Source organism: Patiriisocius marinistellae (assembly GCF_009014635.1).
In the GTDB taxonomy this organism is placed as follows: Bacteria; Bacteroidota; Bacteroidia; order Flavobacteriales; family Flavobacteriaceae; genus Patiriisocius; species Patiriisocius marinistellae.
The window spans coordinates 1449457-1471855 of the sequence record NZ_BKCF01000001.1 but is presented as its reverse complement, the minus strand read 5'-3'; the positions used below and the strand labels follow the sequence as shown (position 1 = coordinate 1471855).

Sequence of the window (22399 nt, the reverse complement as noted above, 5' to 3'; positions counted from 1 at the left end):
TGTATAATGCACACCAAAATCCTTTTTATCACACCCCCATTTACACAGTTAAATACTGCGTATCCAGCAAGTGCATATTTAAAAGGGTTTATGGAAGAAAATAAAATTTCTTTTTCGCATTGCGATTTAAGTATTGAATTATTCACTTCTATTTTTACGAGTGATTTTCTGCGTGCCATTTTTAAAGAAGCCGCAGACTTGAAAAATTACTTCTACCCAGAAATTAGCAAAATGAAAGAGCGCTACATTTCAAGGGTTGATGTAGTGATAGGGTTTCTTCAAAAACAGGATATTGAAACTGCACATAAAATACTAGAGCCTAATTTTCTACCAATAGGGCATCGATTATTAAAAGTCAATACTGATATTAAATGGGAAGCTGGAGAAATAGGCATTATTGATAAGGCAAAGCACTATGGAACACTCTTTATTGAAGAAATAGGAGATTTCATTCAAGCAAATGTGGATGAGTTTTTTGCATTTACTAAATATGCCGAGCAAATTGCCACGTCTGCAAGCAGTTTTAATCATTTGGATGAACTATTGACGTATCAACCTACGCTCATCGAAGATGAAATGATAAATATTCTTGAGGAAAAAATTCAAAAACACACGCCTATTTTAGTTTGTTTTACAATTCCTTTTCCTGGAAATCTAGTAGCAGCATTACGATGTGCTCAATTTATCAAACAGTTTTTCCCCGGTATTCATGTAGCTTTTGGTGGCGGATATTGTAATACAGAACTGCGCTCACTTAAAGATCCAAGGATTTTTGATTTTGTTGATTTCATTTCGCTTGATGATGGAGAAGGCCCTTTACTAAAAATCATTAATTATCTTGAAGGAAACGTTGACATAAATGAACTTGAACGCACTTTCATCTTAGAAAACGATGCCGTAGTTTACAGGAATAAGATTCCGAATACTATTTATCATCATAAAAATCTACCCGCACCAGATTATTCTGGGTTACCTTTTCAAAAATATGTATCATTTTTAGATGTAGTAAACCCAATGCATCGTATGTGGACAGATGCTCGATGGAATAAATTGACCATTTCGCACGGGTGTTATTGGAAACAATGTTCCTTTTGTGATGTAAATTTAGATTATATTGGCAATTACCAAAATACTACAGCAAACGACTTAGTAAATAAAATTGAAAAAATAGTCAAGGACACAGGTATAACTGGTTTCCATTTTGTTGATGAAGCCGCTCCTCCAAAAATGTTGAGAGCATTATCAAACACATTAATAGAAAGAAACGTACACATAACTTGGTGGACAAATATTAGATTTGAAAAAACGTTTAGTTTTGAATTATGTGAGCTAATGGCAAGATCTGGTTGTATAGCAGTTACTGGTGGATTAGAAGTAGCCTCAGACAGACTATTGACCAAAATGAAAAAAGGCGTCGATATTGCTCAAGTTACTAAAGTCACACATAATTTTTCTCAAAATAACATCATGGTACATGCATACCTTATGTATGGATTTCCAACCCAGACTGAACAAGAAACCATTGATGCCTTAGAAGTCGTGAGGCAACTATTTGAAAAAAACTGTATTCAATCTGCGTTTTGGCATCAATTTACGACCACTATTCACAGCCCCATTGGACAAAACCCTCAAGAATTTGGTATAGAAATAACAGGTCCTACTTTTGAAGGATTTGCTCAAAATGATTTAACTCATAAAGACCCACAAGGAGCTAAACATACTAAATATACAAAGGGATTAAATCTTGCGTTACACAATTATTTAAATGGTGTAGGATTTGAAGAAGATTTACAAAATTGGTTTGAATTTCCTATTCCTAACATCACCCATTCCAAGAATTTAATTGAAAGTTTTTTATCTCAAGAGATTTTTTTATAACTTCTATTTCTTCGGAAGCCGAAATTTCAGAAAACAAATAATTTAAAAGAGTTCATTACAACTTTAACGAGCTTGGCAATCTTATTGAAAATTTTAAAAACAAAACCTCCATTTACTTTCAAAAACTATTATAAACTGAAAAAATAAGGGTTGAAATGTTCCAACCCTTATGTAAAATGCACTCTAAAAACTATTTTAGTTTATAGCTTATCCCAATGCTACAGTAACTTGTTTCGTTTTACCAGTCTCAAAACTTGTTCTCTTTTTTGATAATAATGCAGTTACTTTTTGTTCCCACTTTTCAGCTAATGCAATTTCGCCATCAAGTTGCGAACTATCATCGTTATTATAAATCTCAAATTTTTCAGTGATACCATCACGTTGAAAACTAAATATAAGAGCTATTCGTTGCGCTAATTCATATTCAGATTTTCCGCTTTTTACGCGTTTTGTATCTTTTACTACTTTACAAGATTTTACATCATTGAGATTTATGCTCTGTAGGTGTTCTTGTTCTTGAGTGTTACTGTAGTAATACAATTGATTTTTATTGTCTAACCCTATGATAGCATTGTTATTAATTTCAAACTCTAATAATGCTCCGTTATTTTTAGAGATTTTAGCTATTAATGCTGCTTTAAGCTGTTTCTCTCTTTTTTTTGTGTTTCTAGTAATTAATATAAATGGTAGTGTGCATACTAATAATAGTATAATGAATATAACAATCATTCCTGTTTCCATGGTGTTTAATGTTTTTGATAATATGTATAGTGAGTTTGCATCGTTTTAAATTTAACGATGCGAATTTTTTAATTTTAAAATGAAACACTAGTATTTACCAGAAAGAGTGGAAAGGGTACATAATATCCTTTAAAAAGGAATTATTAAGAAAAATGAGATTAAAATATTGAGACTTACCTCCTTTATATAAAGATAACTTACGACTTCTATTAAGTAACCCATTAGTTTTTGAAGTTTCATCCTCAAAGGAAAAAAGTATTGAATCTGGCTTGGGAACATTTACTAAAAATTCTGCTTCAGACCGAAGTAAAAAATACATCCCAATAGTAGCTTTGGATTGTACCGAATGTTCTTCAGTTACCGGAGCATCAATTGAAGACTCTAAAAAAGCCAAATTTCCAGCACTAACTGATACTGATAAAAGTACAGACAGTACAATGAAACTACCTATTTTTTGAAACGTTTTCAATATAATGATGTAATTGGTATTCTTAATTCAAAGAAATTTGACCACTTAAAATATTAATACAAAGGAAATTTAAAAGGAATAGTTTTTAATATAAGGTTTAGTTAAAATTTAAACAGCGTTCATAACTCTTAAGTCATCTAACTCTTTCAAATTAAATTGTTTTGCAATAAGTTTTAGTAAAAAGGTTTCTCGTTCTATAGACATTCCTTTCTTTTCACTAGTGACCATTGTATTTTCATTATGACTTATAGCATCATGAATATTAATCCACACAGGTTTCATACCATTGTTTATTTCGTACGGTTCTAATTTTGAAACACCAAGTTCTTTATTAATATCACAAGTATAGCAATATGAAATCATATGCTGAATATCAAAGTCTGACTTATACCAAGGTCTATATTCTTCATAAATTCCAAAAAATTTAATATTACAAATATCTATAGCACCGGTTTCTTCATTAAGCTCTCTTGACATTCCTACAATTTTATCCTCATTTAAATCTAAACCGCCACCAGGAAGACTATAATCTTCGTATCGTTTAGTATACATAAGTAAGATTTTATCACCTTGTAGCGTTATGCTCCTAGTAGAAAGCCGTGTGAATATAGTTTTATTTTCTAGAGTTTTAATTTCTGGATGGTAATGGGTTTTCAAGTGTAGCATTTAAAAAGGTAACCTAAAATAAAATTAATTGGTTTTTTTATAAAAATTCGAGAATGATCAATACTAATTTTCTTGACGCAAAATTTTATTTAATTTTCGCCCTCTTGCCAATTCATCTACTAATTTGTCTAAATACCTAACTTTCTGAGTTAGCGAATTATCAATTTCCTCTATTCGATACCCGCAAATCAAACCTTTAATTAAGTGAGCATTGGGGTGTAAATTTGCTCTTTGAAAAAACATTTCAAAAGTAACTTTCTCATCAATTAATACTTGTAAATCAGTTTTATTAAAACCAGTTAACCATTCAATTACTTGATGTAATTCTTCTTTTGTTCTTTCCTTCTTCTCTACCTTAGTTACATAATGTGGATATACTGATGCAAATATCATCTTAGCAATTCTTTCATTATGTGCTGCTGTAACTATCATATGGTATTTATATTAATTATAAAATCAAGTTTTTTGCTTTTTCTTCTTTGCTGCAGGAAATAACACATTGTTTAAAATTAAACGATATCCTGGGGAGTTGGGGTGAAGTGCGAGTTCTGTTTTTGCATCACCCACTCTGTGCTGATAGTCTTCAGGATCATGACCTCCATAAAAAGTAAAAAAACCTTTTCCTTTAATACCATGAATGTATCGAGCTTCTCCAGTTGCTTTGTGCTCACCCATAATAAGTACATTACTTTTAATCTCTTCTCGCTGGTAACTTGTTGTTTGCCCCATAAATCCTTTTACTAATGATGTGTGGTTTTGTACAAGCATACAAGGAATAGGATCCCACTTAGCCGAGTAATCCATCAATGAAAAATAGTCTGTTTCTTTATGTACTTTTCTTTTTGTTGTCATATCAATAGATGAAAACTCATACACCATTGGACTACGCTCTAGAGTAAAGTCCTTAAACGCAAATGTTTTTTTATCATCAATTTTATTTTGATAATTAGGTTCGCTTGGGTCTCCGTCAAACATAGGCTCACAGATATCGACACCTTCAGCAGCAAGGGCAATATCAAAACTATCTGTCGCGCTACACATAGCAAACATAAATCCTCCACCCACAACATAGTCTCTAATTTTAAGAGCAACAGCTCCTTTTTCTTCGCTTACTTTATTGTAGCCCAATTTAGTTGCTAATTCCTCGCTCTTTTTCTTCTCTTCAATATACCAAGGTGCTGATCGATAGGCTCTATAAAATTTACCGTATTGTCCCGTAAAGTCCTCGTGGTGAAGGTGTAACCAGTCGTACAATATCAACTCATCACCCAGCACTTCTTCATCATAGATAGTTTTATACGGGATCTCCGCATACGTTAAAACCATAGTTACAGCATCATCCCAAGGCAAATTTCCCTTTGGAGAATAAACAGCAATTTTAGGTGCTTTTTCAAGGACCACAGCTTCCATGTTTTGAGAAGGGCTAGCAATATCTGTAAGGATTTGCTCCGTTTTCGAATCACTTAAAACTTCGAATGAGACACCTCTAATTTGGCATTCTTTTCTAATTTCTTCGCTATCTGGAATCAAAAATGAACCTCCACGATAGTTAAGCAACCATTTTACTTTTGCATTTTTTTCGAGTGTCCAGTAGGTAATTCCGTAGGCTTTTAAATGTTCTTTTTGTCCATCTTCATCCATTGGGATTAAAATATAAGAGGCGTTTGCGCTCCAACCAAAAAGAAATAACAAAAGGACTATAGTGTATTTTGACATAAAATTGTATTTCGTTTACAAGATAAAAGTTTCCCTTGTAGGTGGGAGTTTTTTAATGACAAATTTTAAGCCAAGAATGAATTATTGGTTAATTGCTTAAAATATAATGTGTGGGTAAGTTGATAGGTTTTGGTTTTTAGTGTTGTTGTTAAAAATAGGTATCGACTATGTTTAAGCAGACAGAAGTATATTGATTAAAAAGCGTTGTCACATTGAGCTTCGCCTGTTCCACTTTTAAAATGGTATTGGAGAGTAATTCAATATTTATATTAACACAACGACAATATCTTCGGAAATTTTAAATAACGAAATAATAGGCAAGATTGAAATTTCCGAAGAAAGAAAAAATATAGAAATCTAAATGTATTTTATTGGCGTACTCACTCAATTAATTTCTTGACGGAAAAATGCCATTAACACAAATTATATAATTAATCCCATCATGACTTGCAATTTTAGGCAGACCGAAAGTTTCTCTTCCATCGCCTCCAAATCGGGTTCCCAAAATTGCAAATAGCGATTGATTTTGACTTATTTGTAATATCTGTCCTTCACAGATTGCCCAATTTACAGGCGTGAAATTACCTGCAAATAGTAATACTTGTCCTAAATACATTTCCATAACATTAAAAATTAAATTAATAAAAAATAATGTTATAATAGTACGCTAAATTTTAGGCATTACAATACGTAAAAACACCTATTTTACTGAATATAAGCTGATTACGTAGGAAGTGTGCTTGATTTATGTAAAAAAATGTATTACTCTTTAAATTTTAAACAACAAAATAATAGGCAGGATTGAAATTTCCGAAGTGAGGAAAAGATTTTATACCAATTATTATATAAGTACTATATGAAAAATTGAACTTCGCTCAACCAAGCATAATTTGAAATTCTAAAAAGGTACTTCATCCTCACCTTCTGGTGACAAATCATCATTCATAGAACTTCCAAAGGCATCCTCAGCAGATGGGAAGTTGGGTGTTTTAAAAGTATCATCGTTTGCTGCAGCGTTCATACTTGAAGCTATTTCGTTTGTAAATGGAAAAGTTTCTAGGTTTTCAAACTTACCTAAATGTCCTAAGAAACGTAATCTAATTTCATCTAATCCACCGTTACGGTGCTTAGCAACAATAAACTCAGCTTGTCCATCTGTAGGTGAGTTTTCCTCGTCATCCCACTCTTCAATTTTGTAATATTCTGGACGGTAGATAAATGATACAATATCTGCATCTTGCTCAATTGCACCAGACTCACGAAGGTCACTCAACAATGGGCGCTTACTCCCACCACGGGTTTCAACAGCACGTGACAACTGCGATAATGCAATTACTGGGATATTAAGTTCTTTTGCAAGTGCTTTAAGGTTTCTAGAAATGGTTGAAATTTCTTGTTCACGATTTCCTCCATTTTTATTTCCTCCGGCAGTCATTAATTGCAAGTAATCAATCATGATCATTTTAATACCGTGTTGGGATGCAAGACGCCTTGCTTTTGCTCTAAGGTCAAAAATAGAAAGTGAAGGTGTATCGTCAATAAATAAAGGTGCTTTTTCAAGTCCTTTTACTTTTACATTTAATTGTTCCCATTCATGCTTTTCAAGATTTCCAGTTCTCAACTTTTCAGAAGAAAGCCCAGTTTCACTTGAGATCAAACGTGTTATTAATTGTACGGATGACATCTCACACGAGAAAAATGCTACAGGTATATTGTGTTGCACTGCCATATTACGAGCCATGGATAACGTTAATGCCGTTTTACCCATACCTGGACGTGCAGCGATGATTATTAAATCACTAGGTTGCCATCCAGATGTCAACTTGTCTACTAATTCAAAACCACTAGGAACTCCAGAGAGTCCTTCTTGATTTGCAATTTCTTCAATACGCTTTTTTGCTTGTATTACTAAATCTTGAGCTGTCTCACTGGAACGTTTAATATTTCCTTGTGTGATATCATATAATTTACTTTCGGCTGTATCTAATAAGTCAAAAACATCTGTTGCTTCATCATACGATTCTTCGATAATTTCATTTGAAATTTTAATCAAACTACGTTGAATAAATTTTTGAAGGATGATACGTGCATGAAATTCAATATGTGCAGAAGATGATACTTTTTGCGTTAACTGAATGAGGTAAAATTCGCCTCCTGCCTGCTCTAATGTTAGACTACGTTTTAACTGTGATGAAACGGTTAATAAGTCAACTGGTTCACTGTTTACAAACAAGGTGTGAATAGCTTCAAATATGTGTTGATGTGCTTCTTTATAGAATACATCTGGGTTGAGAATATCAATCACCTCATCAACACCTTTTTTATCAATCATCATCGCCCCAAGCACAACTTCCTCTAAATCAATTGCTTGTGGCGGAATTTTCCCTTTCTCTAAATTTATAATTTGAGATGGGCGCTTAGCAAATGAGGTTTTAGATTGTACTTTTTCCATATAGCGAATGTAAAGAAATTGTTAAGTGAACGGCTAAAATTTAGGCCTGCACTGTTCACAGGTCATTAACAAATCAACTGTTAATAACTCTATATTATTGTTAATAAGCATAAAAAAAATCTGAAGTAGAAACTCCAGATTTTAAAAATCGTTGGTATCGTTACAACTAGCCTTTGAAGACTCCCATTTCTGAATATTTTTCCATCCTCTGGTCAACTAAATCTTTTGGTGATAAGTCTTTTAAAGCTTTATATTCTTTTGAAATTGCAGTAGAAACTATTTGAAAAGTTTCTGCTCTATTAGCATGAGCTCCACCTAGTGGTTCTTTTACAATTACATCAATAAGTTTCTGCTTTTTCATGTCAGTTGCTGTTAGTTTTAAGGCCTCCGCAGCTTGTTCTTTAAACTCCCAACTACGCCATAAAATTGAAGAACAACTCTCTGGTGAGATTACTGAATACCATGTATTTTCTAACATTAACACTTTATCACCTACACCTATTCCTAAAGCTCCACCACTTGCTCCTTCTCCAATAATCACAACAATTATAGGCACTTTAAGTCGTGTCATTTCAAGAATGTTTCTTGCAATAGCTTCCCCTTGACCGCGCTCTTCTGCTTCTAATCCTGGGTAGGCACCTGGAGTGTCAATTAAGCAAACTACAGGAATTCCAAATTTCTCTGCACTTTTCATTAAGCGCAATGCTTTACGGTATCCTTCTGGATTTGCCATCCCAAAGTTGCGATATTGTCTTGTTTTAGTATTGTATCCTTTTTGTTGGCCAATAAACATATAGCTCTGGTCTCCTATTTTTCCTAGGCCTCCTACCATTGCTTTATCATCTTTAAAACCTCTATCGCCATGTAACTCTACAAACGAATCTCCACAAATAGCGTTGATGTAGTCCATAGTATATGGACGGTTAGGGTGACGTGATAATTGCACACGCTGCCATGGCGTCAAATTTTTATAGATGTCTTTTTTAGCTTCTTTTAATTTCTTCTCAATCTGCTGGCAAGTCTTCTTCACATCAACATCACTCTCCTCGCCTATCGCACATGCCTTTTCGTATTGCTCTTGCAATTCCTTTATTGGTAATTCAAAATCAAGGTATTCCATAATATTCTTGGACTTTTAATTTTTGGTCTGTCTGCAAAGATAAAATAATGTTATTAGCTATTACCTAAACGTCTTTTTTTTCTTTGAGTTTTGTTTTTGATGATTCCGTTAGCTACTACAGTCATTACTATTAGAGCTGCTCCATAATAAAACTGCGGACTCATATTTTCACTGTCTCCTAAAATGAGTAGCGCGAGGATAATACCATAAACAGGCTCCATATTTATGGTCAACATCACTGTATATGGACTAATCCATTTCATTACATGCACACTGGCAATAAATGCATAAGCCGTACAAGCCGAAGCTAAAATAGCAAGATATACCCAATCTGACATTTGTAATTTAAAAAACTCTGCTGTAAAACTCCCACTAAAAAGCAGGTACACTGTAATACACAACATCCCAAAACCTAATTCATAAAATGATATTACCGAAGCATCATATTTTACCGCAAATTTGCCATTGATTACAGAAAACAAAGCACTCAAAAATGCCGAAGTTAATGCCATTACGATACCCCAAAAATAATCACCCTCTACATTAAATATGATGCATAACCCAGCTATGACTAATACGCCAAATGCAACCTCATACCAGATTACTTTTCGCTTATAATAAATAGGCTCTAAAATAGAAGTAAAAAAAGCTCCCGTTGAAAGTACTGCAAGTGTTATTGAAACATTTGACACTTTTATTGCACCAAAAAATGTTAACCAATGTGCTGCAATAATAGCACCCGCTATTAAAAACCCTGCAAGTGTTTTCTTCGGAAATTTTAAGGGTGTCTTCTTGTATACTACCCATCCAAAAATTAATAGACTCGCTATCAACATACGATACCAAACCAAAGGGATTGCTTCAATACTAATAAGCGCTCCTAAAACAGCTGTAAAACCCCAAATAAAAACTATGAAATGGAGATGAAGGTAATTGAGTAATTTAGCGTTTTGCATTTCTTAAAAGGTATATTGCCAGTACGGCGAAGACCATATTAGGTGCCCATGTTGCAATAAAAGGAGAGAAGTCACTCTGCTCTGCAAGGGTCCCAAAAATTTTATCAAAGAATATAAATACCATTCCAATAGCGATACCAATGGCTAGGTTTACTCCCATTCCTCCACGACGTTTAACAGATGAAACTGCCACAGCGATGATGGTTAAAATGTAAGCAGATACTGGTAAACTCCATCGTTTATATCGCACAACCTCGTATCTGCTTATGTAAGATGAACCCTTTTCTTTTTCTCTAGCAATAAAGTCGTTTAACTCATTAAGGTTGAGTGTTTCTGCTATATATTTTACTGGAGTTAAGTCATCTAAGTCAAAATCAAATATGGTATCTCTTTTTGCCTCTGAAATTAGTTCATCTCCAAATTCTCCCACTCTGCGTTCTTTATATTTAAATAAAGTATATGTAGAATCTGCCTCATTAAATTGAATTCGGTTGGCAGATATTTTATTGACCATCTTAGGTCCATCAAATTCCTCTAATGTAAAATTAGTTCCTGTTTTTTCGGTAACATTAAAATAACCAACATATAAATATTGATTTTCATTTAGTTGCCTGTAAACGTTTGTATTCTCATACGCTTTTTTCCCTTTTTTAAGATGCTTGTAGGTAAAATCATTGAACCCTTGGCTGGCAATTGGGGCAAGATACATTCCCAAGAAAAAAGCCCCAATACACACTATAGTTGCACCTATCATATAAGGACGTAAAAACCTGTAGTATGAAACACCACTGCTTAAAAAAGCAATAATTTCAGTATTATTAGCAAGTTTTGAAGTAAACCAAATAACTGACAAAAACAGAAATAATGGAAACAACAGATTAGCAAAATAAACTGTGAAATCTAGATAGTAAATTGCGACCTCGAGAAAAGGAACTTCGTTTGCTAAAATTTTATCAATTTTTTCAGCAAGATTCACCGTAATCCCAATAGGTATAAAAAGCAATAGTAGGAGCAAAAATGTCCCTAAGTATCGTTTTAATATGTATTTATCAAGGATGCTGAGCATGCGAGGTTAAATGGGTTTGTTGTTAAGTTTATAAAACGTTATTGGTTGTCTAATATTTCCGAAGAAATTAATATACTTTTTTCTATTAAAGACCTAGTCTAATAACTACTATTGTCTACTAAAAATTACAAGCGCTTATCCATTTGTTTCACCATCATATTCTTCCATGTTGTAAAATCTCCCGCTAAGATATGCTTTCTAGCTTCTCGCACCAACCATAAGTAAAATCCTAAATTATGGATTGTTGCTATTTGTCTTCCTAGCATTTCGTTTACTGTAAATAAATGGCGCACGTATGCTTTGCTGTATTCAGTATCTACCCAGGTGATAGCCATGTCATCAAGGGCTGAAAAATCTGCCTCCCACTTTTTATTTTTAATATTGATAGTACCATGTGCTGTAAAGAGCATTCCATTTCTTCCATTTCTGGTAGGCATTACGCAGTCAAACATATCAATCCCAAGTGCAATATTTTCTAACAAATTAATAGGTGTTCCAACTCCCATTAAATAACGTGGTTTGTCTTTAGGAAGGATCGCAGTTACTACCTCAGTCATTTCATACATTTCCTCAGCTGGCTCTCCTACACTTAATCCACCAATGGCGTTTCCTGCTGCCCCTACTCCTGCAATATATTCGGCAGATTGTTTTCTTAAATCTTTATAGGTGCTACCTTGAACAATAGGAAAAAACGTTTGATTATAATCATATTTTAAAGGTGTTTTATCTAAGTGAGTTAAACAACGCTCTAGCCAACGATGCGTCATGTGCATGGAGCGTTTTGCATAATTATAGTCACATGGATATGGTGTACATTCATCAAATGCCATAATAATATCTGCCCCAATGGTACGCTGAATTTCCATTACATTTTCGGGTGTGAACATGTGGTAACTTCCGTCAATGTGTGATTTAAACTTTACACCTTCTTCTTTAATTTTATTATTTCCAGAAAGTGAATATACTTGATACCCTCCACTATCTGTTAATATGTTTCGGTCCCAATTCATAAACTTGTGTATTCCGCCAGCTTTCTCAAGTATGTTAGTTCCCGGGCGCAAGTATAGATGATAGGTATTTCCTAAAATGATATCTGGATTGATTTCATCTTTAAGCTCTTTTTGATGTACTCCTTTTACAGTTCCCACGGTGCCAACAGGCATAAAAATGGGAGTTTCCACGGTTCCATGATCTAAGGTTATTGTTCCTGCACGCGCTTGTCCTTGTACGTCTGTAGCTTCGAGTTTAAAATCCATTTGCTTTATTTATAAAGGTATTTTGCCTTCATTTTTAGAACGGCAAAGATAGCTTAAATAGAAAATTTGGCAGTCTATTATTAAGGTTTGTTTCTTCGGAAATTAGACAACAATTAACAATAGAATCAAGCAATGTAAATTGTAATGGTCGATTAAAATATTTGTTATGCTTCATAAAAAAATGCCTTAGTTTAAAACAAAGGCATTTTTTTGAATTACTTAAAATTTCCGAAGCTTTAATTCTTTTCAAAAGTCAAAAAATCTGTTCCTCCATTGCCACCACTTACATCTGTAAGTGCTATTTTAGTTTCTGAGACAGAGACAAAATCCCAATCATCATTTAAATCCTCGAAGATACTTGATTCTGGAACTGGGAAAAATAGATTAAAGTCGTCATCACTGGTGCTATTGCCGTCATCATCGTTAGAGCTATTACCACTGTTGTCTGATACTGACCACGTGCCATCCTGTAACATACCATTACCTGAAGCATTTACAGAACCATCACTATTAAATGTAAAATTAATACCTGCAAAGTCAGATGTTTCGTCAGTATCAGTATCGAAAAAATAGGTAATGCGCCATGTACCATTTTGCGCTATTGCAGTTGTTTGGTCAGCGCTCGTCTGATTAGTACTATTATTATTATCTTCATCATCATTACCGCATGAGATTAAAGTCCCGGCAAAAACGAATAAAATTAAACTGGATTTTAGAATGAGGTTTTTCATGATTTTTAATTTTAATGTTTAGTGTTGATGATAACGTTTAAAATACCTTATTTAGTATTTTAAACATTTATAATATAATTTGCCTAATTAAGTTTTTCATGAATTGAAATAAGTTAAGACTTCTGTTAACAACACGTCCAAATCGTTAATAACATACTTAAACTATATTTTGCCTCGGTGTTGTAAAAAAGTATTTTTGAATGAAATTTAAAACGTATTATGGCCAATATTCAAAAACTGGAAGCACTTGTTACACAGGTGCGTAGAGATATTTTAAGACAAGTACATAAAGTAAATTCTGGTCACCCAGGTGGCTCTTTAGGTTGTGCCGAATTTTTTGTAGCACTCTATCAAGAAATTATGGAGCGTAAGGATGGATTTGATATGAATGGTAAAGGAGAAGACTTATTCTTTCTTTCAAATGGTCACATCTCGCCTGTCTTTTACAGTGTATTAGCACGTTCTGGTTACTTTCCTGTTGAAGAGCTAAGTACTTTTAGGTTACTTAATTCAAGATTACAAGGACACCCTACAACACACGAAGGATTGCCAGGAATACGAATGGCTTCTGGGTCTTTGGGTCAAGGAATTTCTGTAGCAATAGGAGCTGCCGAAGCTAAAAAATTAAATAAAGACAACCATACCGTCTATGCTTTGTGTGGTGATGGCGAATTGCAGGAAGGTCAAAACTGGGAAGCAATTATGTATGCTGCTGGAAACAAAGTAGACAACTTAATTGTTTCTATTGATTTAAACGGTCAACAAATTGACGGCTCGACTGAAAATGTACTCCCAATGGGAAACATTAAAGCTAAATTTGAAGCCTTTGGCTGGGACGTTGTATCTATTGCAAAAGGAAATGACATGCAGTCAATCCTTGATGGAATGGCTACAGCCAAATCAAAATCTGGTAATGGAAAACCTGTTTGTGTTTTATTACATACGATCATGGGCAATGGTGTTGATTTTATGATGCACACGCACGCATGGCACGGTAAAGCTCCTAATGATGACCAACTAGCACAAGGACTTGCGCAAAATGCAGAAACACTTGGGGATTATTAATATGAAACAATTTCTATTTTTATTAATATGCTTTTTTGGGATTAATACTATAGCTCAAAACCAATATATTAGTTTTGATTACGAGGCTAAATATTTAATGCCTAGTAAAAAAAACAACACCCTTGATACCATTTCGATTTCCTTTGCTAAAGACGGAAGTCACATATTTACAGATTCACGTTTTTTAGCTCAGGGTTTTGGTCTTAATGTCTTCGGAAATGGTGCGAATAAAACCAATAGCAACATAGGTTTATTATACACATCTAGTAAATCACTGTTGCAATTAAATTATGAGATGGGAGATAATCTCATGTTTATGAAAATGGACATTAAAACTTTAGCAGCATCGCGTGGAATTGAAGAAATAAATGGAGAACAACTCTCGCTACAATCTGAGCAAACTGATGATGTTAATTTTATGGGAGCACCAAGAAAAGCCTATGTTGTTTTTCCTAGCAACAAACCAGAACAAATTATCACCATCCTTTTTGATGAGTCAAAACCTGTTAATAATAATCTATTATTAACAAACTTGCTTACAGGATTATTAAAAATGAACGGTGAAAATGTTCAAACTAACCTTAATTTACCCAATGGATTAATTTTATCTATACTAGATGATAAAGGCGTAAATATTATCGAAGCTATTGACATTAATGAAGTGGATACAAAACTTACAATTAACCACACTTTCAAAACAAATTAAAAATTAAAATGGCTTTAAAATTTCAGAATTAAGAAGTCAAAACATACCAAATATCATGAAAACATACATCGACACAGGTAAAAAAGATACACGTTCAGGTTTTGGAGCAGGACTTACTGAGCTTGGAAAAAGCAATGAAAATGTGGTTGCTTTATGCGCAGATTTAACAGGTTCTCTTAAAATGGATGAGTTTAAGGCTAATCACCCAGAGCGTTTTTTCCAAGTAGGTATTGCTGAAGCAAATATGATAGGTATGGCTGCTGGAATGACTATAGGCGGCAAAATACCTTTTACAGGGACTTTTGCTAATTTTTCAACAGGTCGCGTTTATGACCAGATTAGACAGAGTGTAGCTTATAGTGATAAAAATGTGAAAATTTGTGCTTCACACGCAGGAATCACTCTTGGAGAAGATGGAGCAACACACCAAATTCTTGAAGACATTGGGCTTATGAAAATGTTACCTGGAATGACCGTAATCAACACCTGTGATTATAATCAAACAAAGGCCGCGACAATTGCAATTGCAAAACATGAGGGACCTGTGTATTTAAGATTTGGACGCCCTAAAGTAGCTAATTTTACTCCAGAAAACGGAACTTTTGAAATAGGGAAAGCTGTAAATCTTCAAGATGGTAGTGATGTAACAATTATTGCAACAGGACACTTAGTTTGGGAAGCACTTGAAGCTGCAAAAACTTTAAACGATGCTGGCATTAGCGCTGCTGTTATAAATATACACACTATTAAACCTCTTGACGCAAATGCAATCATTAAAAGCGTAAAAAACACTGGTTGTGTTGTTACTGCAGAAGAGCATAATTATCTTGGCGGACTTGGTGAAAGTGTTTCAAGAATTCTTGCTGAAAATCACCCAGCACCACAAGAGTTTGTAGCGACTAAAGACACCTTTGGCGAATCTGGAACTCCAGAGCAACTAATGGACAAGTATGGTTTAAATGCTGCAGCTATTGTAAAAGCTGCTAAAAAAGTAGTGGCTAGAAAATAAAATTTTAAAATATTTAATAACTAAGGTTGAACTTCTTCATAGAAATTCAACCTTTTTTAATGTTTAAAATTTTAAGTAGGGGCTCTATTTATTCTTTTCTTCAATCCATTTACTCATATATTTTGTCGTATTCAATTGCTGATGTTGTAAGATTTGACTTATAAAATGTTCATTGCGATGTTTACTTAAATTTACATGAAGCTCTTTAATATGCGCTATAAATGCTTCGGAAAAGCAACTTTTTTTAAACTTGGTATTACAAATTTTAACACCTGCCTGTTGCGCTAACAGCCAATTTTTTTTCTGTTCATGTAAGTCAATAGCAGCACTAGCAAAACTAAGAGCATCATCTTCAACAGCTGGGTAGGTATTAATATCAAAAATTCCTTCGGCACCAATTGGAGTAGTCACTACAGGAGTACCGTTTTTCACGGCATCTATAATTTTTCCTTTAATACCAGCCCCATAACGCAAAGGGGCAAGACAAACCCTAGCTTGAGACATAACTTCTATCACACTTTCTGCCCACCCTTTAATTAAAAAACCATCTTTTACATTATGCAACTCTTTAATTTGTTGCGGAGCGTAATTTCCGAAGATAGAAATAGTTGCGTTAGGTAATTTTGCTTTAATAAGAGGCCAAATTGATTTTTTCAAATATAAAACAGCATCCACATTAGGAGCATGTAATAAATTACCTATAGTCATAAAACCCAAACGATCCTCAAAAGGAGTAAACCTATCAATATTTTCTTCTGAAATTTCATCAATCAACAATGGTAAATACCAAAAAAAGGATTTAGGAATTTTAAAAGTTTCGGTAAGTAATTTAATTTCAAATTGCGAAATTATCAACGAACAATCACATCTTAATATACTTGCCAATTCTCGTTTAGCAGTTTCAGAATATAGATTTGCTTTTGTAATATCGCCTGTTTTTTTGAAAGCTTCTTGCCTTGCTTTACGAAGGAAATGTAAATCCTCAGTGTCTAAAATTTTAACCGCATTAGGACAGTTGTCAGAAACTCTCCAACCAAATTGTTCTTCGGTAATATATCTATCAAATATTACAATTTCGGGATTGATCGTTATGATAAATTCATCAAATGACGAATCATTCAGCTTTAAAATTTCCGAAGAAATTCCTAACCGTTTTAATGGTGCACTTTTTTCTGAAACGCTTGCCGTACTTGCAAACTTGATGTTAAAGGATGCTTCTTGAAATAATTGAATCAACTGCATCATTCTTCCTCCAGCTGCCGTTGTGGTTGGCTCGGGAAAGGTGTAACCAATTATTAAAAGCGTTCTCAAGTTGGGATAAGTTTAATGAATATTATTGTCAATTTAAGTTTATAGAACTATGAGTGTGATAGAAATATATTAGCTCAATATTATTTGTATAATAAACTCAAGGTGAAAGCATTTTTTTTAAAGCTTTTCTATTGGAATTTTATATAGCTCGATTGACGAACCTTTTTTATCACTAACAATTGTAATTGCAGCGTAAATAGTATCATCTAGCAATTCAATTTGCGGAAATCCACTAGAGCGCTGACTGCTCGTTCTAGAAATAGTAAGTGGCTCTCCTTTTGCACCATTTTCATTTACTTTCATTACTTGTACGAGTGCATCTTCCTCGTCAAATTCCATCCATGTTACTATTGCTTCGTTTTCATTTAACATGAGAACTTCTACTCTTCCTAATGTTTCTTTTACATTTAAACGAATAGGAATTCCAAAATCTATTTTATCATTTTTCTTGAATGCAATTTGTACTTTTTGTTTTTGATTTGCTCCTGTAAACCAAGCTACTGCAGTAGAGTTTTCAAAAGATGCAATACTAGGTCCATTAACAGGACACCCTTCTATCTCCCAGTTGTCATCAAATACAGTTTTAGGTTTCGACCATTCTTGAGTATTTTCTTTGTTGACTATTGAAATGTCTCTAACTTCTTTATCACTTCTATCTCTATAAACAACTACAGGACCTTGGTTTGTCATTGTGGCACTTGTTTGACAGCAATCGCATACACGATTATCAAGTTCTTTTTCGTTTATAATTTCGCCATTCTCAGCAATATATGCACCTCGTAGTGTCATTGCTCCTTTCCCTCCGTGATGACCGTTTTCATGATTCATTTCTTCTTTAACTACGGTGTTTCTTCCATCGAGCCAAGAAATAAAAAATTGACCTCCATAGTTGGGAACTATAGATACAAATCCATGTTCACTTTGAGTCCCGTCTGTATTCAAAAGTATATTTTTTTTCCACTCTTTTGTTGTGGCATTATAAAGGTTTAATTTAACATCATACGTATATTTTCCATTTGTCGATTTTTGTAGAAAGCTTGTGAGAATATTGCCATTACTCTCTGCTATTGCAGGAAAATCTGCCCAATTTGTAAACCAATCTTTGCCTTCAATTATAGTTTCGGCATTTGACCAAGTAGTATCTTTCAATATAGAGAAGTTGAGAAAATCTGTTTCATTTTCAGTAGTAACCCATGAAAAATATAATTCATTTCCGTTAGAAAACAATCTAGGAGTTTGACTGTTAGGAGTTGAAGGATTTTCTATTTTGATAATTTGCGATTGTATATCCTCGCTATTATTTTTAGGTTTTCTATTATTTCCGCAGCTTGAAAAAAAAAATGAGAATATTAAAATCGCTAAAAGTGAAGTTGGTTTCATAGTACTAAAATACTTAAAATGTAATTATGAAAACAATGTTTTGAGTCTGATAATAAATAACCACTACTTATTAATTACATTAAATTTAATGGAGTTTTATGCATATAAACATGTCAAATTACTAGTCGTAATTCTTAAATAATGCTCAATCAGACATCTTAAAATAACAAAATGTCTAATTTTAATTACTTCACCACTTCTGCATATAGATCAAAATCTTCTGCGGCTGTGATTTTAACGTTAAAGAAATCACCTGTTCTTAAATAATCTTCTTCTGCATTAATTAACACCTCATTATCAACATCTGGGCTATCAAATTCTGTTCTACCTACGTAATAACCGCCTTCTTTCCTATCAATTAAAACTCTGAATTCTTGACCAATTTTTTGTTGATTTAACTCCCAAGAAATTTGAGATTGGATTTCCATAATTTTATTGGCACGTTCCATTTTTACATCTTCGGGAACATCATCTTCTAAGTTATAAGCATGTGTATTCTCTTCATGAGAATAAGTAAAACAGCCTAGACGTTCGAAACGCATTTCTTTTACCCAATCTCTCAAAGTTTCAAAATCTTCTTGTGTTTCACCTGGATAACCTACGATAAGAGTAGTTCGTATAGCCATATTAGGTACTGCTGCTCTAAAATCTTGTAACAGTTTTGTTGTCTTGGCTTTAGTAGTACCTCTTCGCATTGACTTTAAAATAGGATCTGCTATATGCTGTAAAGGGATATCTATATAATTACAAATTTTAGGTTCTTTGTTCATTAAATCTAATACGTCCATTGGGAAACCAGTAGGGAACGCATAATGTAATCTAATCCACTCTATGCCTTCAACTTTTGCTAGTTTTTCTAAAAGTTCGGCAAGGTTCCTTTTTTTGTATAAATCTAATCCGTAATAGGTTAAATCTTGCGCAATTAAAATTAATTCTTTTACTCCGTTAGCTGCCAATTTTTCTGCTTCGATTACAAGGTCTTCCATAGGTGTTGACCTATGCTTTCCTCGCATGATAGGAATTGCGCAAAATGAACACGGGCGATCACAACCTTCGGCAATTTTTAAGTAAGCGTAGTTTTTAGGCGTAGTTGTTAGACGTTCTCCAACTAACTCATGTTTATAGTCAGCACCCAATGCCTTAAGAAGTCCTGGCAATTCTGTTGTTCCAAAATATTGATCAACATCTGGAATTTCTTTTTGAAGGTCTGGTTTATAACGTTCAGACAAACATCCAGTAACAAATACTTTGTCTACAATACCATCATTCTTTTTTTCTACAAATTCAAGAATTGTATTTATACTCTCTTCCTTAGCATTTGCAATAAACCCACATGTATTGATAACCACAATATTACCTTCTTCTTCGTGCACAACTTCTTTATTATTGGCTTTAAGCTGGCCCATCAGTACCTCACTATCGTAAACATTCTTAGAGCAACCAAGAGTTACTACGTTTATTTTGTTCTTTTTTAGGGTTTTAGTGCGCATAATATTGAAGTAAAATTGTAACTTTTAAAGGGGTGCAAAGATACTTTTTAATACTGGATTACACTATTTTATAGTCTAAAAGAGAATTGCTTTTAATGATCTCACACTAAAAAATGTTTTATAAGTTTCTATTAAAATAGATCTCTAAAATAGACGATAGTGGTTCATCGCCTTGATGAACAGCTTGAATTTTATTTTTCATTTCCTGAGGAATTACAGCAAACAATGGCTGTTCTACTTTAGAAATTTGAGGAAAGACGGCAGCGATACTTTTATCCCATTTTTTATGAAATGTTTTTAAATCATCTGGAAAAACAGTTTTACGTTTAGTTCCTTCTTCTGAAGCCCTAAAAGGTGTATCAACATTTAAATATCCATAATCATCTGTCAATTGCTCACCACGACGAATATCTCTTATTGCTATTTCAAAATCATATGCTGTAGAAAGACAGTTACTTTTAAAGCTGTGATTTACAAATCTACCGTGATCCCAACACAGGATATAGTTTCCCTTACTGTTTCTGTATGAATAGGTGTTGAGTACGTCTTTATATAGGTCATCAAACTGCTTAAATTGATCGATTGTAAATTCTCTATCTAACTTATCTAAAACCCAAGTTATTGTTCCTGCAGGAATAAACTCTGTTGCTACTACACCGTGACCTATTTCGTCGTTAATAAATTGGATTTCCGTATGTGGATGTATCATTTGTGAGGTATTGGTTAATAGAACCAAATTAAAAGAAACGCCACTATTAGTATGTCAATATTTTCTTAAATTATTTTTTGAAATAAGTCCAAACAAAAGCTGCTTCAATATGTATTGAAACAGCCTTATGCATTAAATTTCCGAAGAAAACTTATCTTTTAAAGAAAGAATCTACAAATTCAAACTTATTAAAAATTTGAAGGTCATTAATTCCTTCACCCACTCCTATATATTTTACGGGTATTTGAAACTGGTCACTAATACCAATTACAACACCGCCTTTTGCAGTACCATCAAGTTTAGTTACTGCCAAAGAGGTTACCTCTGTTGCTGCTGTGAACTGCTTTGCTTGCTCAAAAGCATTTTGTCCCGTTGAACCGTCTAATACTAACATAACGTCATGCGGCGCATTAGGTATTACTTTTTGCATGACACGCTTTACTTTTGTCAGCTCGTTCATTAAATTTACTTTATTATGCAAACGACCCGCAGTATCTATGATAACAACATCTGCATTTTGTTGTACTGCACTTTGAAGGGTATCAAAAGCTACACTGGCTGGATCACTTCCCATTTCTTGTTTAACGATAGGAACATCTGTACGATCTGCCCATATTTGTAGTTGATCAATTGCAGCTGCTCTAAAAGTATCTGCCGCACCTAGCACCACTTTTAAACCTGCATTTTTACATTGTTTAGCAAGTTTACCAATTGTGGTTGTTTTACCTACTCCGTTTACGCCAACTACCATAATAACGTGAGGTCCGTTTTCATGCTTTGGAAGTTTAAATTCGGTTTCATTACCAGAATCTATTTCGCTTAAAAGTCCAGCGATTTCTTCTCTTAAAATTTTATTTAACTCATCAGTCCCTACATACTTGTCTTTTGCAACACGTGCTTCAATACGTTTAATGATTTTCAAAGTGGTTGTGACCCCTACATCACTTGAAACAAGAACTTCTTCAAGATTATCTAGAACATCATCATCTACTTTACTTTTTCCAGCAACGGCTTTATTGAGCTTATCGAAGAAACTAGTTTTAGACTTTTCTAATCCTTTATCTAATGTCTCTTTTTTTTCTTTATTAAATATTTTGTTGAAAAAACTCATTGGTTATATACAGTGTTAGTTGAACTGAAAAGGTTTTCAGTGTTATTGATTTCAGAAATACATATCAAAAATAAGACCTATGTTACTCTTATGCAACATTGTCAGTCTCAGAAACATAACACTATAGCGAACAGAAAAAGCCACTTTCGCTAAAAAGTGGCTTATATGTTATATTAAAACGAACAATTATTGTTTGCTCATCCAGTCATTTACATCATCAGGCGACATAATTGCCTCTGTAAACATGTATGCTCCTGTTTTAGGCGACTTAACCATTTTAATTGCTTTAGTTAAACGCTTTGATCCTGTCTGTAACGATGCTACTGATTTCTTTGCCATTATAAACTTATTTATAATTTCCACAAAAGTGGAAATCTAATTCTTACTTAATTTCTTTATGAACAGTCATTTTCTTCAAGATTGGATTGAATTTTTTCAACTCCATTCTATCTGGTGTGTTCTTTTTGTTCTTAGTAGTAATGTAACGAGATGTTCCTGGCTTACCAGATTCTTTATGCTCTGTACATTCTAATATTACTTGTACTCTATTTCCTTTTCTAGCCATTA

General features: G+C 33.6%; 23 protein-coding genes. 4 read left to right on the top strand and 19 right to left on the bottom strand.

Translation table 11 applies throughout. From position 1 onward, the window contains the following. The first annotated feature begins 6 nt into the window (after positions 1 to 6). Complete coding sequence (locus GB234_RS06570) at positions 7 to 1878, top strand: B12-binding domain-containing radical SAM protein (protein ID WP_151893706.1); 1872 nt, start codon at positions 7 to 9, stop codon at positions 1876 to 1878. Positions 1879 to 2085: 207 nt separating this feature from the next. On the opposite strand, the gene GB234_RS06565 is transcribed toward GB234_RS06570, so the two are convergent. The 12 genes from GB234_RS06565 to GB234_RS06510 all read right to left on the bottom strand — a co-directional run bounded on the left by GB234_RS06565 (position 2086) and on the right by GB234_RS06510 (position 13051). After that, entirely contained in the window at positions 2086 to 2619 is a 534-nt protein-coding gene (locus GB234_RS06565) for a hypothetical protein (protein WP_151893705.1), read from the bottom strand. Positions 2620 to 2713: 94 nt separating this feature from the next. Continuing rightward, a complete protein-coding gene (locus GB234_RS06560) occupies positions 2714 to 3088 on the bottom strand; it encodes a hypothetical protein (protein ID WP_151893704.1) in 375 nt (124 codons plus the stop codon). 108 nt (positions 3089 to 3196) lie between these two features. Continuing rightward, a complete protein-coding gene (locus GB234_RS06555) occupies positions 3197 to 3754 on the bottom strand; it encodes an NUDIX hydrolase (protein WP_151893703.1) in 558 nt (185 codons plus the stop codon). A gap of 63 nt (positions 3755 to 3817) precedes the next feature. Beyond that, entirely contained in the window at positions 3818 to 4186 is a 369-nt protein-coding gene (locus GB234_RS06550) for a DUF2200 domain-containing protein (RefSeq protein ID WP_151893702.1), read from the bottom strand. 24 nt (positions 4187 to 4210) lie between these two features. After that, on the bottom strand, positions 4211 to 5470 hold the full coding sequence (locus tag GB234_RS06545; protein WP_151893701.1) for an asparagine synthetase B: 1260 nt from the start codon (positions 5468 to 5470) through the stop codon (positions 4211 to 4213). Between the two features lie 388 nt (positions 5471 to 5858). Further along, positions 5859 to 6092, bottom strand: a complete 234-nt coding sequence (locus tag GB234_RS06540; protein WP_151893700.1) for a phage tail protein — start codon at positions 6090 to 6092, stop codon at positions 5859 to 5861. A 276-nt stretch (positions 6093 to 6368) separates the two neighbouring features. Further along, entirely contained in the window at positions 6369 to 7922 is a 1554-nt protein-coding gene (dnaB, locus tag GB234_RS06535) for a replicative DNA helicase (RefSeq protein WP_151893699.1), read from the bottom strand. A 166-nt stretch (positions 7923 to 8088) separates the two neighbouring features. Continuing rightward, a complete protein-coding gene (locus GB234_RS06530; RefSeq protein WP_151893698.1) occupies positions 8089 to 9042 on the bottom strand; it encodes an acetyl-CoA carboxylase carboxyltransferase subunit alpha in 954 nt (317 codons plus the stop codon). A gap of 53 nt (positions 9043 to 9095) precedes the next feature. Next, positions 9096 to 9998 carry a DMT family transporter gene (locus GB234_RS06525; RefSeq protein ID WP_151893697.1) on the bottom strand — a complete coding sequence of 301 codons (903 nt, stop codon included), beginning with the start codon at positions 9996 to 9998 and terminating at the stop codon, positions 9096 to 9098. Continuing rightward, the gene (locus GB234_RS06520) at positions 9985 to 11064 is read right to left on the bottom strand and encodes an LptF/LptG family permease (RefSeq protein ID WP_151893696.1); all 1080 of its coding nucleotides are present in this window, start codon (positions 11062 to 11064) and stop codon (positions 9985 to 9987) included. The genes GB234_RS06525 and GB234_RS06520 overlap by 14 nt, the downstream gene beginning before the upstream one ends. A 125-nt stretch (positions 11065 to 11189) precedes the next feature. Then, entirely contained in the window at positions 11190 to 12320 is a 1131-nt protein-coding gene (gene tgt, locus GB234_RS06515) for a tRNA guanosine(34) transglycosylase Tgt (protein WP_151893695.1), read from the bottom strand. A gap of 236 nt (positions 12321 to 12556) precedes the next feature. Then, positions 12557 to 13051 (bottom strand): hypothetical protein, encoded by a 495-nt coding sequence (locus tag GB234_RS06510; RefSeq protein WP_235906069.1) that lies wholly within the window; start codon positions 13049 to 13051, stop codon positions 12557 to 12559. A gap of 219 nt (positions 13052 to 13270) precedes the next feature. On the opposite strand from GB234_RS06510, the gene GB234_RS06505 reads away from it, so the two are divergent. Genes GB234_RS06505 through GB234_RS06495 form a run of 3 tightly spaced genes read left to right on the top strand, consistent with a single transcriptional unit; the run spans position 13271 to position 15831 of the window. Beyond that, the gene (locus GB234_RS06505; protein WP_151893694.1) at positions 13271 to 14116 is read left to right on the top strand and encodes a transketolase; all 846 of its coding nucleotides are present in this window, start codon (positions 13271 to 13273) and stop codon (positions 14114 to 14116) included. Position 14117: 1 nt separating this feature from the next. Beyond that, on the top strand, positions 14118 to 14822 hold the full coding sequence (locus GB234_RS06500; protein ID WP_151893693.1) for a hypothetical protein: 705 nt from the start codon (positions 14118 to 14120) through the stop codon (positions 14820 to 14822). 55 nt (positions 14823 to 14877) lie between these two features. Continuing rightward, a complete protein-coding gene (locus tag GB234_RS06495) occupies positions 14878 to 15831 on the top strand; it encodes a transketolase family protein (RefSeq protein ID WP_151893692.1) in 954 nt (317 codons plus the stop codon). Between the two features lie 84 nt (positions 15832 to 15915). Here GB234_RS06495 and GB234_RS06490 read toward each other — a convergent pair whose 3' ends face one another. The 7 genes from GB234_RS06490 to rpmG all read right to left on the bottom strand — a co-directional run bounded on the left by GB234_RS06490 (position 15916) and on the right by rpmG (position 22397). Beyond that, the gene (locus GB234_RS06490; protein WP_151893691.1) at positions 15916 to 17142 is read right to left on the bottom strand and encodes a glycosyltransferase; all 1227 of its coding nucleotides are present in this window, start codon (positions 17140 to 17142) and stop codon (positions 15916 to 15918) included. Positions 17143 to 17259: 117 nt separating this feature from the next. Continuing rightward, positions 17260 to 18522: a hypothetical protein gene (locus tag GB234_RS06485; RefSeq protein ID WP_151893690.1), complete on the bottom strand. Its 1263-nt coding sequence runs from the start codon at positions 18520 to 18522 to the stop codon at positions 17260 to 17262. A gap of 185 nt (positions 18523 to 18707) precedes the next feature. Continuing rightward, complete coding sequence (rimO, locus tag GB234_RS06480; RefSeq protein WP_151893689.1) at positions 18708 to 20012, bottom strand: 30S ribosomal protein S12 methylthiotransferase RimO; 1305 nt, start codon at positions 20010 to 20012, stop codon at positions 18708 to 18710. Between the two features lie 118 nt (positions 20013 to 20130). Next, positions 20131 to 20721: an SET domain-containing protein gene (locus GB234_RS06475; protein ID WP_151893688.1), complete on the bottom strand. Its 591-nt coding sequence runs from the start codon at positions 20719 to 20721 to the stop codon at positions 20131 to 20133. A 151-nt stretch (positions 20722 to 20872) separates the two neighbouring features. Next, on the bottom strand, positions 20873 to 21832 hold the full coding sequence (gene ftsY, locus GB234_RS06470; RefSeq protein WP_151893687.1) for a signal recognition particle-docking protein FtsY: 960 nt from the start codon (positions 21830 to 21832) through the stop codon (positions 20873 to 20875). A 186-nt stretch (positions 21833 to 22018) separates the two neighbouring features. Next, on the bottom strand, positions 22019 to 22171 hold the full coding sequence (locus tag GB234_RS06465) for a DUF4295 domain-containing protein (RefSeq protein ID WP_151893686.1): 153 nt from the start codon (positions 22169 to 22171) through the stop codon (positions 22019 to 22021). A gap of 43 nt (positions 22172 to 22214) precedes the next feature. Beyond that, complete coding sequence (gene rpmG, locus GB234_RS06460) at positions 22215 to 22397, bottom strand: 50S ribosomal protein L33 (protein WP_151893685.1); 183 nt, start codon at positions 22395 to 22397, stop codon at positions 22215 to 22217. Positions 22398 to 22399 lie beyond the last annotated feature (2 nt).